This window comes from Tissierella pigra, assembly GCF_018917845.1.
In the GTDB taxonomy this organism is placed as follows: domain Bacteria; phylum Bacillota; class Clostridia; order Tissierellales; family Tissierellaceae; genus Tissierella; species Tissierella pigra.
Genome location: NZ_JAHLPJ010000001.1, coordinates 2,229,860 through 2,246,092 on the forward strand (window position 1 = coordinate 2,229,860; position 16,233 = coordinate 2,246,092).

Sequence of the window (16,233 nt, forward strand, 5' to 3'; positions counted from 1 at the left end):
AAAGAATCCCCCTTATCTCATAGTAAATATTATCTAATTATTTTGTAATACGTTTATTTCCTCTATTCTATCAACTTTCCATCCAATATAGAGATAATCCGTTTACTTTGCTTAGCTACCTGATTATTATGGCTAATCACTATTATGGTATTGCCATTATTATTCAACTTCTTAAAAAGAGCTAGTATATCCTTTCCTGTAGCAGAATCTAAAGAACCAGTTGGTTCGTCTGCTAGCAACAAAGAAGGTTCCGTTATTAAAGCACGGGCAATGGCCACTCTTTGTTGCTGTCCTCCTGAGAGTTCATTTGGCTTGTGCATTATCCTGTCGGACAAACCAACAAGACTGACGATTTTATCTGCTTTTTTCACTGCCTCATTTCTGGTTATCCCACGTATAAGTAAAGGCATAATGATATTTTGCATTGCTGTATATTGGGGTATCAGATTATATTTCTGAAAAATAAAACCAATTTTTTGGTTTCTAAACCATGACAGTTCCTTATTAGTACACTTATTCAACTCAATATCATTAAATTGATATATTCCGCTATCAGAAGTGTCCATACAGCCCAAAATATTCATTAAAGTACTCTTGCCAGAGCCTGATGGTCCAAGTATGGTTAGGTAATCACCCTTCTCAACTGTAAGACTGATATCCTTAAGCACATGCAAGCTTTCCTCTCCCATGAAGTAAGATTTATTTACATTTTCCATCCTGATCATTTCATTCATGGCATTCCCTCACTTTAAAATTGTCAGCATTTCTATGCTGGCATCCTTACCATCTACAAGCTTTGGCATAAGCATTAATACAGATCCCTTTTTAATTTCTTCCAAAGTCGCCGTTTTTCCTAAAACATTCCGTATTTCGGTCCCCGCCTGTATAGTCAAGGTTATGCTTTCACCTGTATATGTTAAGTTGATTTCTCCATTTTCTCCGTATATAGGGTTCGATGGATCTGGCGCATAATAATCTTCAACTCCTGGAGGATTTTCCTTTTCAGCAACTTTTACCGTAGAGACACCTGGTTTCTTCTTATCTTCACCATCGTCTCCATTATCTCCATCCCAATCTGGTGCTTTTCCTAACTCAATCTCAACTTCATTGCCTATGATGCTCTTTACCCTGCCATAAATATTCTTCCCTGACTCTTGAGCATTTTCATCATAATCAGCATTCTCTTCATTTGAATCCTTTTTAGATAACATCTTATCCTCAGATTCTTTTTGCTGCAAATCAATATCATTTGCTTCATTTGGTATTGTTTCATTTGAACAACCTGTAAACATTAATAGGGCAACTACCGTAATTGCTACAAATCTTTTTAATCTTTTTAATCTTTTCATATCAATCATTCTCCTTCACTTTATTCATAATTTAATGCATCGATAGGTTTCTGCTTTGATGCTCTATATGCAGGATAGTATCCGAAAGCTGTGCCTGTTAGAAGCGAAAAAAATAACGCAGCTAATTGGCCTCCTGCAGATGGAGTAACCGGAATATCAATATATCTCATAAGTGGCAATATAAAAATGCTCAAAAGCATCCCAGCCACACTTCCAAATGCACTTATGGTCATGGATTCAAGAAGAAACTGCAGAAGTATATTACCTTCGGAACAGCCTAAAGCTTTCAAGATTCCGATTTCTCTTGTGCGCTCCTTCACAGATACAAACAAAACATTCATGATTCCGATTCCGCTGACAACAAACACAATAACCGCAACAGAAATCAATATAACACTCATTATTCTTGCTGACTGGGTAGCGACTTCCATTCTGCTTCCTACATCTTCAATTGTGTACGCATCACCGTTATCAAAATAATAAGTGAGGGAGCTGCGAATCCATTTGATTGCAGAATCCACATGGGACACATCATCTGCTAAGGCAACTGCCCGAGGTATTGAACGATTACTAAATATATATTCTTTTCCTACAGAGTATGGGATAAAAATTGATGAATCTGGAACTACTAATCCGACACTATCACCTCTTCGAGGCAGAACTCCTACAACTTTTAACAGCTTATCGTTGACTGATATATATTGGCCAACAGCATATTCAGCATTACCAAAACTCTGCTCCGCCACATTAAACCCTAAAACAGCAACTAATGTTTTATTCTCCTCATCATCCTTTGTCAGATTTTCACCATAGGCTGTTGATAGATTCATAACATGTTCATATTCTGCCGTTACACCTGTGACAGTCCTAAAAAACTCCTTACCATTTATCATTACATTTACGCTGCCAAAGTCTAAAAGCATAATATTTGTCAGGTATGGATTTTCTTCTTTTATATGGTAAATCTGTTCCAGATTTAACCGTTCTATTTTGCTAAAATCCACATTTCCACTTAGGGCAGCTTTCGATTCATCTGGATTAATATAGATAGTAGCTGCCGACAGATCACCGAATTGCTTGATTATTTCTGCTTCTCCACCTTTACCTATAGCAATTACTAAAACAATTGTTGTAGCTCCTACAATAATACCTAATGAACTTAGAACAACCTTAAATTTGTTCTGCAAAATATTAATCCATATGATACGTAACATTTCAGTCAATTGCATACTTATCCCTCCACGTAGACAATTTCCCCTTCAGAAAGACCTGATAATATTTCACTGTATCGCCCATCTGAAAAGCCTGTCTGGATTTCTTGTTCAAATAGATTACCTTCTTCATCCATAAGAAGTACGATTTGTTTACCTTCTCTTAACTGAATTGCTTTGTTTGAAAGGCATAACACATCTTTTACCTGTTTCTGAATGAGCTGGGCTGAAAATGTCATCCCCTCCAACAAAAGCATATCTTCTTGTGTATCAATAGAGGCGTAAACCGTATATTCCACTGGATTCGCATTTTTAGGAGCAAACTGGACATCTGTAACGATCCCCTGCAGTGTCTGCGTCGGATACGCGTTGAGGGTAAACTGTACAGGCTGGCCGACTTCTATTTCACTAATATCTGCCTGGGATACCTGTATACTTGCAGTTATCTTCTTCGGGTCTCCAATTTGCGCAACAATTGGCTTTCCTGCAGTCATTTCACCTTCCACAGAAGGAACTGAAAGGACAACGCCATCTAACTTGGAGTAAAGATTAGGATTCTCTAATTCGGTGCCAACTGCTTTAGCAATTTTATCTCCAGCCTTTACTGTATCACCTTTTCTTACATAAACTTCTTCAATCTGAACAGGAATATCAAAATAATGATTAACGCTTGGTAGATATAAATAACCGCTAGCAGAAATCCCTGCTGTTATATCATCTCGAAAAACTTCATATTCCCTTAAGGGCATAACATCCTCTTGAGACTTATTTGCTTTAGACAGTAAATAAGTAGAAGTCAGCAGAACCGAAATGACAATGATAGATGTAACAATTTTTCTTTTTCGTGTCTTTTTTCCATTCATATCACTCTATACCTCGCTTTTTATTTAATTAATCTTGTAATATAAAGTATAAAGGGGCCGTGTATCAAAGTTGTATCATTATTGCTTAATATTTGCACAATTTTTACCTAAGACAAAGAATTTTATATAATAAGTTCCTTAAAAATCTTGCACAAAAAAATACGCCCTGCTGAATCTTAAAAGCTACTCAAGGCGTATTTTTCTGTTGAAAGTCTTATACACAGACAATTTACCATATTAATTTTTCATGTTGCTTTTGTCATGGTCGAATCTTAACAGAGGTATTATAACTTGATATAAATTTCTTTATGTAACCAAATCCATACCCATTTTCAAAATTATAAAATGTATAGGGCAAAACATGATCTTCGAATTTAAGTTCAAAATTATAAGCGTTATAGCCGCTTTCAGATATCTTTGTAGTTTTATCCTCCCAAAAAGAGTAAGTTTCCGGCTGAGATTCTATTTTTCGAGCCTCAAGCCCAAGATAATTTGCCCATGTTTCAATGCCCCTATTTTCTATAATCAATGGCATATCTAGCGTAGTTACAACAAACTGTATAATCTTTCCAGTATAATCATCCATGTAGAAATTTCCTAAAAATTCACCTTCTTGCAAAGCTAAATTCCAAAACACCCCACTAATGGTTGGTTCATCTTTTTGAACATATAAGCTGACGTCGATTTTAACAGTAGTTTTATCGCTTAGTTCTATTTCAGGTAGCAGTCCAAGTTTTGTAAGTACTGAAATTTCTTCTAAAAATTTAGAACTTGCGGAAGTCAAGTCAAATTTCGTACCCATTTCAAGTGCAATCCGATTCACATTTTGCGGATAATCTCTCAATAAGCTTATTTTCTCAACTATCGTTATTTCTTTATCTGATATAATTTTTTGCGGTTCAATTGATTCAAATTTGACCTTACCAATTATACTTTGATCTGTATGAGCAGTCATCCATTCAGGTAGGAAAAAACCTGCTGCAATAAAAGTAAATACTAAGGAAATAGTCAATATATATGTTTTATTTATCCTCATAATTTTCTACCCCCTTAAATCCAAATAAACACTGGTTCCAATATCTACTTGAGATTCAAAATTCATCTCTCCACCATGTAGTTCCACGATTTCTTTACACAAAGATAGTCCAATACCTACACCTTTATCTCTGACCCTTGATTTATCCACCATATAAAACATCTCCGTAATCCTTGAAAGCTCATTTTCTGTCATCCCCTTGCCATTATCCTTAACAATAATTATAAATCTCTCATCAGATATCCGTTTGCCTGTTAAGTTGATGATGCCGCTCCCTTGGATTGCTTTTCTTCCATTGTCTATAAGGTTTATAATAAGAGTTTTTATCAAATCTTCTTCCACCCTTATTTGAATATCTTCAGCAGAAATTTCTAGTAGAATATTACTTCCCTTAATAGTAGGTTCCATAATCCCTTTGATATTATTGAACAGCTCTTTCATATTAATTTCTTTCATCTCAAATTCATGATTTTTTACTACCAATAAATCAAGTAGTTTTAATGAAAGAACCTCTAGTCGTTTTCCCTCATTAAAAATATAATCTGCTGCCAAGATTCTATTTTCTTCGGACATCCTCTTTGAACGAAGCATATCCGCATATCCAATAATTGAAGTAAGGGGAGTTTTTACTTCATGAGCAAAACTGCCTATAAAATCTCTCTGGCTTATTGTCGTTGCTTCAAGATCCAGTATTTTGGTTTCAAGACTATCTGCCATCTTATTGAAATCCTCCGCTAATAACCCAATTTCATCTTTTGTCTGAATTACTACCCTGTCACTATATTTCCCTTTGGCTATTTCTCTTGTAGTATTGGACAGTCTTTTTAAGGGGGAGAGTGTCCATAATGTCATTAAAAAAACTAATAGTCCGTTGACAACCAGCATGCAAAAAATAAATTTTCGATAAGAAGAAAATAAATTTTGTCTGTCTGTGAAAATAGAAGATATATCATGAATGGTTTCTATATATACTTTTCCGCTAAAGGTCTGGAGAATAGAAGCTGTCTGAATATAGTATCTGCCATTATATTCTATAGTCTTATACAACAAGGAATTGTCTTCAAGTTGTTTCAGCAAATTTACATCAAATCTTACATCATCACTCTGAGCAATTATATTCTGTTCATCATCTGAAATCCTAATTGATAATTTATCATTTGTAAAATGAGATATAATAGATTCTGAGATATTTACCATTGATGCTTTACTTTGTTCTTCAGATGTTGACGTAGGAATTACTGCTCCAAAATAACTGCGGAGCATTTTGTTTTCCTCCAATGCCGAACTGCTTTCTCTATTAAGGGCAGACTGAAAAACAGCAGATATGAGAAAATAACCTCCTATACTGAATGTCAGTATCGTAATTATTAGAGTACTGAAAAATACTTTCCATGATAATTTCATTGTTTTATCTCCAACCGATATCCTACTTTATAGACCGCAGTAATCAACTGCTCCCAGCCAAGCTTTTTTCTTAAGCGCTGAACATGCAGATCAACAGTTCTACTGTCTCCCATATAATCCCCACCCCATATTTTTTCGTATATTTTATTCCTAAAAAGTGCAATATTTTTATTAGTAATAAAAAATATTAGAAGTTCATATTCCTTCGGTGTTAGAAGGATGTCTAGGTTTTCTTTCTTTACGGTTCTTGCTTTGGTATCAATGAGCAATCCACCTATTTCAATGGTAGATTGACTTAAATTATATCTTCTTAGAACAGCCTCAACTCTTGCTAAAAGCTCAATAATTTCAAATGGTTTCACAAGATAGTCATCAGCACCAAGTTTTAACCCTTTAACTCTATCATCTACACTTGCTTTTGCTGTTAAGAATATTACTGGAACATCTAGTGGCTTCACATATTCCATAACCTCATATCCGTCAACTTCTGGAAGAAGAATATCTAATAGAATTAAATCATATTTGTTTTCATCCAGCATATTTATGGCGGTCATTCCATCGAAAGCGCAATCACAAAAATACCCTGCTTCAAATAAGTTCATTCGTATTAAGTCAGAGATAGGCTTTTCATCTTCCACTATCAGAATTCGAATCAATATTATCACCCCTTAATAATGATACATCAAAGTTGTATCTTATTTGTATCATCTTTGTCTCTATTTTAAAACTTAAGTAAATCTAATAATTTTTCAATTGTATTAAGGAAAGATACTATTATTTTTAATCCGATTAGAACTTCTAATATTTTAACTATTAATCCTCATATATTTTTCAGCTTTGCTATTGTAATACATAACGAAGCATCCTAATTGTTAAAATATAGTTTAACATCAATATATACATATAACTAAGTAAAATCAAGTATTTATTTTAATTTCAATTCTCCAAGTCTAAATTTTAACTCATATAAACATATAAAGTTTCAACCTATAATTTATTGAGAACTATATTTTTTTGCAAAAAAAGACTTTTATTAGAATAAATAGTTTTAGTGAACTATTTATAAAGTTATCATTGTTGTATTTTAAGATTAATAGATTTTACTATTGTATTATCATACTGTTCTTTTTCTGCCTATAGATAATTCTTAAAGTGAGTCCTTCTGATAGGTTCATCATGAACTCCACCTCAGTCCAATCGAGTAGGGGAAAATAAATTTCCCCTCTCAGTCGAGTAAGTAAGAGGAATTTCACCTCAAACTTCTCACAGAACCGTACGTGAAAGTCTCCTTTCATACGGCTCTTATCATTCAACAATACGAATATATAGCTCCCCAATGAGCAAAAAGTTTTGGCTCTCGCTTTCTCAAAGTGTAGAGCCATTTTTCTGCTCTACGTCTTCTACCACGAAAGTGCTTATACTTACACATTGCCCATTTCACAAGCCTTCTTTCAATGCATTGTAGCGTAGCTTTCATCGCTGATGGATTAAAATTACCAAAGTAATTCATCCAGCCACGTATCATTGGATTCAGCATTTCTGCTATAATGTCTATCTTACATCCTGTTCTTTTATGAATTTCCAATTCTCTGATTTTATTTCTGAATGCTTTAGCAGACGCCTTGCTAACTGATGCTATAAAGTTGTATCTCATTTTCCCATCTCGACACTTAATGTATTTAGCTTTGAAAGTATAACCTAGAAAATCGAACTCATTAAGTTCCTCTTTCTTTGGTCTATCCTTATCTTTACAATACACAATCCTTGTCTTAATCGGATGTAGTTCCAGTTTACATTCTTCAAATCTTGTAGATAAGCACTCTTTTATATACACAGCCTCTTCTCTTGTATGACAATGGACTACTCCATCATCTGCATATCTTTCAAAAGGAGCCTGTGGAAAATGTCTTTTCATCCACATATCGAAGACATAATGAAGAAACATGTTTGCAAGAACGGGACTAATCACACCTCCTTGAGGTGTTCCAGATTTCCTTTGGATAATCATCCCACCCCTGGTTATAAACGGTGTTTCAAGCCATCTTTTAATATATAGGCATATCCACTTTTCTTTTACATGTCTTTCTACCACTTTCATCAATAGCCCATGGTCTATGTTATCAAACAGACCTTTAACATCCAGTTCAACTACATAATCATATCTCCAACAACGTTTTCTTGTTGTCGCTATAGCATCTAATGCTGACTTGCTTGGTCTGTACCCATAAGAGTCCTCGCAAAACATAGGTTCAACTGCTGGTTCCACATACATCCTTGCCACCATTTGTGCAACTCTGTCAGCTATAGTTGGAATTCCAAGCCTTCTCACACCACCGGATTTCTTAGGTATTTCTACTGCTAATACCGGTGATGGAAAGTAACTACCAGAACTCATGCGGTTCCAAATCTTATATAGATTGTTATTTAGTTTCTTTTCAAAGATTTCGAAGTCAATACCATCAATTCCTGCTCTTCCTTTGTTTGCTTTTACTCTTTTATAGGCTTCAACAACCATTCTTTTTGGTATTTCATACTGTTTGCTTTCGCTCATCAAATCCTCCTAGTCTCCTAGTTGTTATCAGTATCAAGCAGAATGACGTTACCCCTTTGCTCCATTGTCATTACAACAACTTCAACACTACTACGAGTAACTCCGCCCCTGTAGAATACTTTTCTACTTTTGACCTTGTCTTTCTGTGACTTGTATCTTTTCGATTTTCATTACTCTACAGGTTCCCATGTTTCACACAGAAGCCTAATACATGCTCATGCCACCTTGATGCCGTTCCACAGATAGTCAGCTATACAGGTTTCCACTATCCTTATCCCTATCCAGTGGTGAAAGATAGGTTTTGCAGAAGTCTTACGCTTTCGACACTTCATCAATGGTTCACTTTCGTTCATCTTCATGTATCATATCTGATTGTTTAGTACAACCTTTTCTCTAATCGCTCACTACCATGATCTGAACCACAGCAGCATTAGAGTGATTTGACAGGCTTGCCTGTTCAAATCCTGCCGAAGGGCCTTCCTTCATCTTCTGTGTGCCTTGCATGGCACACCACCACCGTACGTACGGTTCCGTATACGGCGGTTCAATTAAATCTAACATTACATCTGTGTTCATAGTAATCTAAGGGGCTAATTAGACCTCTTTGGGTCAATATATCCTTTGATATGGCTCTTGATACACAGGTTTTTGTTGCTACAAAATAATACCTATCTCCGCAATATGAGGTTAGCCTTGCTAAGTCTTTACTAATCCCTAACTTCTGTAGCCCCCACTGTCTTTTAGATGATACTTTCCACATTTTCCAGATTATCATTCTTAATCTTGTTCTTAGTCTTGAGTCTATTTCTGTTAATGCCCCTTTCATTGACCCTATCAGAAAATAGTTTACCCATCCTCTTATGACTTGGTTTAATTTCTCTAGTCGCTCTGTAAAACTTATTGACCACTTTCTCTGTGTAAGTTTCCTAAGCTTTTCTTTGAATCTTTTAATAGAATCTTGGTGTGGTCGTGCTCTCCATTGGTTAGCCTTTCCATCTTTCCAAAATCCAAAGCCTAAATATTTCAAGTTTCTTGGTCCTGTAATTTTGCTTTTGGTTACATTTACCTTTAGTCCTAATTTTCTCTCTATCCAATTTGTTACTGATTCCATAACTCTTTTTGCTGCTGCCTGACTTTTTACTGTTATTATACAGTGAGTAGACCTAAGGAACCTCCCCTTAAGTCCCTCTCAGAACCGTACGTGAACCTCTCAGCTCATACGGCTCCCATTATTCAGCCGTTGGTAGTATTCCAAATTTCCAGTGTGCAAATAATTTCACATCTCTTTTGGCAATGCTACCTAACCAATATTCTGCTTTACGCCTATGTTTCCGTTTCTTATATTTTCTACGAACCCACTTAATTAAGCAGCCATTAATATATCGTAGCACTCCATACATTTCTGATTTGTAGAAATGTGAGTAATAATTAATCCATCCCTGTATTTTCTGGTTAAACATCTTCGATATGTCCCATAGGTCTTTATCAACTTTTAGTTGTAACTTCCAACTTCTTACTTCTTTCCGAATTGCCTTCTTTGCCTTTTCAGATATAGCTGGAAGAAAGTTAGTAAAGAATTTTCCATATTTACTACTTGAATGTCTTGGTCTAAATGTATATCCTAGAAAATCAAAAGATATGTTTGAATAATTCCCTTTACGGTCGTCATCTTTACAGTATACTATCTTCGTTTTCTCTAGATTTAACTCTAACCCACATTGTTTAAATCTTTCTTCCAGCCTTCTTTGTAGGTATTTTGCTTGCTTTAATGATGTACAATGTGTTACTCCATCATCTGCATATCTCTCCCACGGTATTGTTGGAAATTGTTTTACCATAAAATCATCAAATGTATAGTGTAAGAACAGATTTGCAAGTACTGGACTTATGACACCTCCTTGAGGTGTTCCTGCTATTCTTGGTATTATTTCTCCATCTTCCATTTGAAATGGTGCTGTTAACCATCTTTCAATGTATAGGATTATCCATTTCTCTTCAGTATGTCTTTTTACTAATTCCATTAGGTAATCATGTCTGATATTATCAAATAATCCCTTGATGTCAAATTCTAATATCCAATCTTTTCTCCAGCATCTTGTTCTTGTCTTTTCTATTGCTTGTATTGCTGATTTATTTGGTCTATATCCATATGAGTCTTCGTAAAATATGGACTCTACCTTTGGCTCAAAGTATATTTTAGCTACCATTTGTGCAATCCTATCTTCAACAGTGGGTATGCCTAGTATTCTAGTACCACCATTCTTCTTAGGTATTGCTACTGCTTTTACAGGTTTGGGAAAGTAACTTCCTGATGACATTCTATTCCAGATTTTGTATAGATTGTTGTTTAAGTTTTTCTCAAAATCTTCAATTGATTGTTCATCTACTCCATATGTTCCCTTATTTGCTTTTACCTTTTCATAGGCTTCTTTCACTTTCCATTTTGAAATATTGTATGGCTTTGTTTCTTGCATAAGCTCCTCCTCCTTCCAAAGTTGACTTATTCTTGAAACTGAATAACTCGGGTTCTTCGCTCCATTCCCATTACAGGAACTTCTTCACTACTACAACCCAATCTGCCCCCATGACTGCATTGGTACTCTTATCTCACGGTTCTTCCGTTTGATATACTCCCTTAACATCAGCCCGTGGGTTCCCACGTTCCATACAGACGCCTGTATTAAGTTCATGCCACCTTTGTGCCGTCCACCATCTAGGCAGTAAACAGGTTTCCCCTAGACTTATCCCAGATTAACGACTACCCCCCGGTTTTGATGGAATCTCTACGCTTTCGACACTTTCGTAAGTGGTTCACTTGTTCGTTCATCTCCTTAACACACACTTGACAGTTTAGATACTGCCTTTTCCTTAACGCTCAATACCATGGCTTTTGACCACAGCACCTTAAGGTAGTTTGAAATCTCCACCTGTATGGCGATTTCGGTGGGCCTACCACCATCATCTGTACAGCATGGCTGTCTTCAAGTAGCTACGCTACTTGGACACGCCTTCGTGGCGCACAGTCATCTGCATAACGGACAAAGTTAAGACCACGACTTTCTAGTTCTTTATCAAGTTCATTTAGCATTATGTTACTCAAAAGTGGGGATAAATTCCCTCCTTGTGGTGTACCTGTTTCTGATGGAATAAATTCACCTTTATCCATTATTCCTGCTTGGAGAAATTTTCGGATTAGGGATTCTGTGTCTGGGTCATTTACTATGTTGTGAACTAGGCTCATTAATTTGTCTTGTGGAACTGTATCAAAGAATTTTTCTAGGTCTATATCTACTATCCATAGATATCCATCATTGAAATATTCCAATAGCTTTACTATAGCCATTTCACAGTTTCTACCTGGTCTAAATCCATAGCTACATTCTGAGAATTCTTTGTCTACTATTGGATTTAATACTTGTACTATCCCTTGTTGTATTATCCTATCCATTACCGTGGGTATTCCTAGTTGTCTAGTGCCTCCATTAGGTTTTGGAATTTCTACTCTTAATACTGGTTGTGGTTTGTAGCGTCTTTCTTTTATTTCGACTTTTATTTCCTTCCAGTTCTTTCTAATGTATCCATCTATTTCGTCAACGGTTATACCATCAACTCCAGCTACCCCCTTATTAGAATATACTCTTTTAAGGGCTTGGTACATATTTTGTCTGTCAAGAATTTTATCTAATAAATTTGTCATAATGTGCATTCTACTCCTTTTTTGCTAGTTTAGAATATGTCTTAATTTAGTGACCTTGGGTTCCTTGTACGTTTTCACCTGTATCAATCAGATTATCTAAACTACAGCCATTTTGTATTGTGCTCTTTAATTGTTCAGTCCTTTACTAAAAAAAAATTTTAGCTACTATGACTTCTGCTGACTTCTCATGATTCGTTGTTACTACTGTGTCGCTCATGAGACCTCACGGGTTAAGCCATATATCTTTCCTCGTTTACTTGCAGAATTTACGCTTTAGGGTTACGGTTACCTTTTGGACTTTGTTGTTTTCAGCCAACTTATCCACCTTTTACGCCTTATATTCTGTTTCTGTTCGTCAAGCCACGATTTCGCTATTGCTTCCTCTCTCCCACACCTCACGGTGTGAAACTTGCAAGTTGCTATTGGGTTCGTTGGTAACTACGCCCCGTAGGACTTTCACCTTAGATATATGACATGCCCGTCAAACTGAAAAAGACAAACTACCCCCTTGGTGGATAGTTTATCTTTTATCTTTACCTTATTATGATTTTAGAAAATATCTATTAGATGTATTACTTCCATTCTCCCTATACCGTGGTTCTTTTGTAAGTAAACCACACCGTATAAGATCAGCTATACCTCGCTTTACTGTACTCCGTGACATAGAAGTTTCCCTTGCAATTGTATTTATAGCTGGCCAGCATTCACCCTTTGCATCACTTCTATCTTTTAGATACATATATACTGTTTTTGCACGAGTTGGAAGCTCATCTGATGAGTAGGAATAAATTGTTCCAAAATAACTCAAACCTTATCCCTCCTATGTTCTCAATGTCGGCCTTCTCTTTTTATTAATTGAATCTATTTTCGATGATGGATTGTGTGCCATTCCACCACCTGTATTTTTTCCATCTTCTAATTCTATTTCTTCAATATTTTCATCTAGCTCTTGTTTCTCAATATTTTCTTCTAATGTTTCCTTATCTGCATAGGAAACCCTACGATGTGACTTTTCCTCCATAATATATGGTTTACCAAAAGTGATGCCCCAATCTAAAAACAAACGGAGTACAGTCCTCATTGGATGCACTCCTGTTTTCATGATAACAAAGTTTCCTTTTGGTAAAGATTTTAGTTCATCTGCTGTTAATAATGGTCTCTCCATCATCTGCAAACTTTGGGAAGGATCATTTTTACCTCTACTGATACTTCCACTCATGACAGTACGGCTTCCAAGTGATTTGGACAGAACTTGAGCAGTTTCAGAGTTAGGCGCAAAGCCTCCAAAAATAGTAAGCTGACAGTTATCAGTTATAATCTCACTACCTTCTTTTCCATAGTTTTTATCAAGCTGTGCAAAGGATTGAATGATAGGCACTAATGATATCTTTCTGGAACGACCAGCACTAAGCATCATTTCAAAGGATTCTATCTTTGGTATTGTACCTATTTCATCTGCATAAATCATTACTCGATTTGGAAGCTTACCCCCGTTTTCATCAGCTACTGTTAACATTTCACGATAGAACTGTTGTAAAAATAAGCTAACCATAAAATACTTCGTATTATCTTCTTCTGGGAGTATTAGAAAGATAGCAGATTTTTTATTACAAAAAGTTTCTGCATCAATTGCAGTGTCAAAACATAAGATCTGTTCCATTTCTGTATCTAAAAATGCATTAAGTCTTGATAGTACTGTAGATAGAACTGATGCCATTGCCTGTTCAGCTGAGTTTAAAGCTGCACCTGCAAACCACCTTGCCTTATGCTCTGAAGGAAGCTTGTCCATCAGTAACTGAAACTGACTCTTTCCTTTTACCTTACTTGGTTCCATTAAGTCCTGCACCATTTTAAATACACTAATTATATGCCTGGTATCAACTACTTCTCCATCTTCTTTCGTAGGTGGAAGATACTCTGCAATAAGTAAAATAACAGCAGTTAGAAGTCCTTCAGCTGCATCATAGAAGAAAGCATTTTGTCCATAGGCAGAACTATCGCCTGTGGAATTTATAATAGTCTTTGAAATAATCTTTGCATATTTTTCAGCCTTTGCCTTAGCAGAAATATTATTGTGATCTTCCCTATATCTATCCATATACTTATTAACTAAATGCAATAAATTATTACCATCACTTCGTGTGGGATTTCTAAGATCTATAACTGCAATATTATATCCGTAACATTCTTTAGCAATCCTTCCATAGTTTCTTGCTAAATCCCCTTTTGTGTCAGTAGTTATAAAACTCATCCCAGTTGCACAGGCATATTCCAAATTAGGATAAAGAAAAAATGCAGTCTTTCCTACACCTGCTGCACCAATCATAAGACAATGGACATCATCAGTATCTACAAGTGCTATGACATTATTTTTAGCCCCTTTGCACCCAACTATAATTCCCTGCTCTGTAGGTAGATTTTTTCCCTTCCTCCAATCTGAAACATTAAATGGTACATGCTTATAAGTTTTTAAAATTTCTTTCTTTGTAGCAAATCTAGCTGTACCATGCTGACCATCGCCAACAGTTTTTGATTTGATTCCATTTAAGGTATAATAATGTGCAATCATTGAAATTCCGCCAATTACAAAGAACATCAGAGATGCCATGCTTATAAGCAGGTATAACTGTGATTCCATAGATCAGTCCCCCTTTTCTTCTCTATATTTTTAAATCACGTCATAGTATTCATCCTTGTCCCTATTGCATAGCCATCTCTTTTATTTGTTTTTGTTCCTGCTTTAGTTCTTGTAGTTCAATCAAAATAATTGCCTTTAAACTATGTTGGGCAATTGATTCATAGGCTTTTGCAATATTTATTTTTTCATCTTCAGAAATAATCCCTTCATATCTACTGATTTTCAAAATTTCCTGTCCAATCATATCCAACCGATTATTGAGTCTACTGCGATTCTCATGTGCTTTAAATCCGTAATACAATCTGTTTTGGATAGCATCTATGCCTTGGCTAATTTCCATTTGTTTATATTCCCTCTCAGCTAAAAGCAAAGAAAAAGCAGATAGTTGTTTTAATGTTTCAACTATCTGCTCCATATTATTTGTTTTACATCTGTGGAATAATTTATTTAATTTTGATAGAGAATCATCTGTACTTTTAAATTCAGATGTTAGACTATAAATCTCTGAACAAACTTTATCCCGTAGGGGATAATGTGGATGTTCTTCTCTGGGTATTACAGGAAGATTAAGGCTTGCCTTAAGGTCTTCATTCCAATCTTTATATTTAGGCATAAGCTTATCACATCTTATTTTCCTATCAATTAATATATCATAGAATTTTTCAGTGGTTTCAATTCCAGCTATATCATAATCCAGACATAGTATTACATGATTAAGATGGGGATTTATTTCAATCATCTTCAGCATCGCCTGTTCAGACACTCCGCACAATGATATATAACTATGTGACTGCCAATCTCTCTGATATATTGTAATAAAGGATAGCATATCAATAGGTGCTTCAAACACATAAAGCTTGTTACCTTTTCCAATATAATTAAAGCTATAGCAAGGATCACTGCTTTCTATATTTCCTTTGAAGCTCCTACCTCTTGTATAAATTCCTTGCTTATGTCCATGACGAGGAGTTCCATTTTCATCTAAGCCTACAAATACAGCGTTGTGATATTCCTTTGTCTTGTCTTTAGAGAGTTCACTGCTTTCATATAGCATTTTATTTCTAGCAAAGAAACTCACTATATCTCTATTAATACACCTTTGTTTGGTCATATAAGCAAAGACCCTGCGCATATCAGAATGTTTTCGGGGTAAAACAAAGGGCTTTCTTTCCTCCTGTTCTTTTACGTCTGCTGTTTTATATATTATTTCTCCCTGTTCATCAAGTAATTTTGTTACTGCATCTGGAAAGCTAAGTCCATAAAAGTTCTGCAGAAAATCAATTGCTAGACCACCTTCTCCTGTTTCATGGTCATACCATCTATTCCCTCTAATAGTTATACTACGGTCACTTGCAAGCCTTTTATCTCTTCCTGAACGTAGTAGCTTTTCCCCCTGTCTTTCCAGAAAATCCACTAGATCAACTGAGTTTGCTTTCTTCTTTTGTTCCTCTGTAAAATGAATGTAAGTAGACATTATTACCTCC

At 35.6% G+C, this 16,233-nt stretch carries 14 protein-coding genes; all 14 read right to left on the minus strand.

The window, feature by feature from the left end; all coding sequences use genetic code 11:
- Positions 1-62 precede the first annotated feature (62 nt).
- The 14 genes from KQI41_RS10895 to KQI41_RS10960 all read right to left on the minus strand — a co-directional run bounded on the left by KQI41_RS10895 (position 63) and on the right by KQI41_RS10960 (position 16,223).
- Positions 63-734, minus strand: coding sequence for an ABC transporter ATP-binding protein (locus tag KQI41_RS10895; protein ID WP_154442794.1), 672 nt, complete (start codon positions 732-734; stop codon positions 63-65).
- A gap of 9 nt (positions 735-743) precedes the next feature.
- Positions 744-1,349, minus strand: a complete 606-nt coding sequence (locus tag KQI41_RS10900) for a hypothetical protein (RefSeq protein WP_216585277.1) — start codon at positions 1,347-1,349, stop codon at positions 744-746.
- A 20-nt stretch (positions 1,350-1,369) separates the two neighbouring features.
- The gene (locus tag KQI41_RS10905; RefSeq protein ID WP_216585278.1) at positions 1,370-2,578 is read right to left on the minus strand and encodes an ABC transporter permease; all 1,209 of its coding nucleotides are present in this window, start codon (positions 2,576-2,578) and stop codon (positions 1,370-1,372) included.
- Between the two features lie 2 nt (positions 2,579-2,580).
- The gene (locus tag KQI41_RS10910) at positions 2,581-3,423 is read right to left on the minus strand and encodes an efflux RND transporter periplasmic adaptor subunit (RefSeq protein ID WP_154442797.1); all 843 of its coding nucleotides are present in this window, start codon (positions 3,421-3,423) and stop codon (positions 2,581-2,583) included.
- 259 nt (positions 3,424-3,682) lie between these two features.
- Positions 3,683-4,459, minus strand: coding sequence for a hypothetical protein (locus KQI41_RS10915; RefSeq protein ID WP_154442798.1), 777 nt, complete (start codon positions 4,457-4,459; stop codon positions 3,683-3,685).
- A gap of 6 nt (positions 4,460-4,465) precedes the next feature.
- The gene (locus KQI41_RS10920) at positions 4,466-5,863 is read right to left on the minus strand and encodes a sensor histidine kinase (protein ID WP_216585279.1); all 1,398 of its coding nucleotides are present in this window, start codon (positions 5,861-5,863) and stop codon (positions 4,466-4,468) included.
- Positions 5,860-6,519, minus strand: a complete 660-nt coding sequence (locus tag KQI41_RS10925; protein ID WP_154442800.1) for a response regulator transcription factor — start codon at positions 6,517-6,519, stop codon at positions 5,860-5,862. Before KQI41_RS10925 ends, KQI41_RS10920 begins: the two co-directional genes overlap by 4 nt.
- A 653-nt stretch (positions 6,520-7,172) precedes the next feature.
- Positions 7,173-8,414: a group II intron reverse transcriptase/maturase gene (ltrA, locus tag KQI41_RS10930; RefSeq protein WP_216585280.1), complete on the minus strand. Its 1,242-nt coding sequence runs from the start codon at positions 8,412-8,414 to the stop codon at positions 7,173-7,175.
- 544 nt (positions 8,415-8,958) lie between these two features.
- A complete protein-coding gene (locus KQI41_RS10935; RefSeq protein ID WP_216585281.1) occupies positions 8,959-9,525 on the minus strand; it encodes a group II intron maturase-specific domain-containing protein in 567 nt (188 codons plus the stop codon).
- 118 nt (positions 9,526-9,643) lie between these two features.
- Positions 9,644-10,888 (minus strand): group II intron reverse transcriptase/maturase, encoded by a 1,245-nt coding sequence (gene ltrA, locus KQI41_RS10940; protein ID WP_216585282.1) that lies wholly within the window; start codon positions 10,886-10,888, stop codon positions 9,644-9,646.
- A gap of 515 nt (positions 10,889-11,403) precedes the next feature.
- Positions 11,404-12,111 (minus strand): group II intron reverse transcriptase/maturase, encoded by a 708-nt coding sequence (gene ltrA, locus KQI41_RS10945; RefSeq protein WP_216585283.1) that lies wholly within the window; start codon positions 12,109-12,111, stop codon positions 11,404-11,406.
- Between the two features lie 541 nt (positions 12,112-12,652).
- Positions 12,653-12,919: a helix-turn-helix domain-containing protein gene (locus KQI41_RS10950; protein ID WP_216585284.1), complete on the minus strand. Its 267-nt coding sequence runs from the start codon at positions 12,917-12,919 to the stop codon at positions 12,653-12,655.
- Positions 12,920-12,931: 12 nt separating this feature from the next.
- Positions 12,932-14,749, minus strand: a complete 1,818-nt coding sequence (locus KQI41_RS10955; protein ID WP_216585285.1) for a VirD4-like conjugal transfer protein, CD1115 family — start codon at positions 14,747-14,749, stop codon at positions 12,932-12,934.
- 61 nt (positions 14,750-14,810) lie between these two features.
- Positions 14,811-16,223, minus strand: coding sequence for a toprim domain-containing protein (locus KQI41_RS10960; RefSeq protein ID WP_216585286.1), 1,413 nt, complete (start codon positions 16,221-16,223; stop codon positions 14,811-14,813).
- Positions 16,224-16,233: the final 10 nt, after the last annotated feature.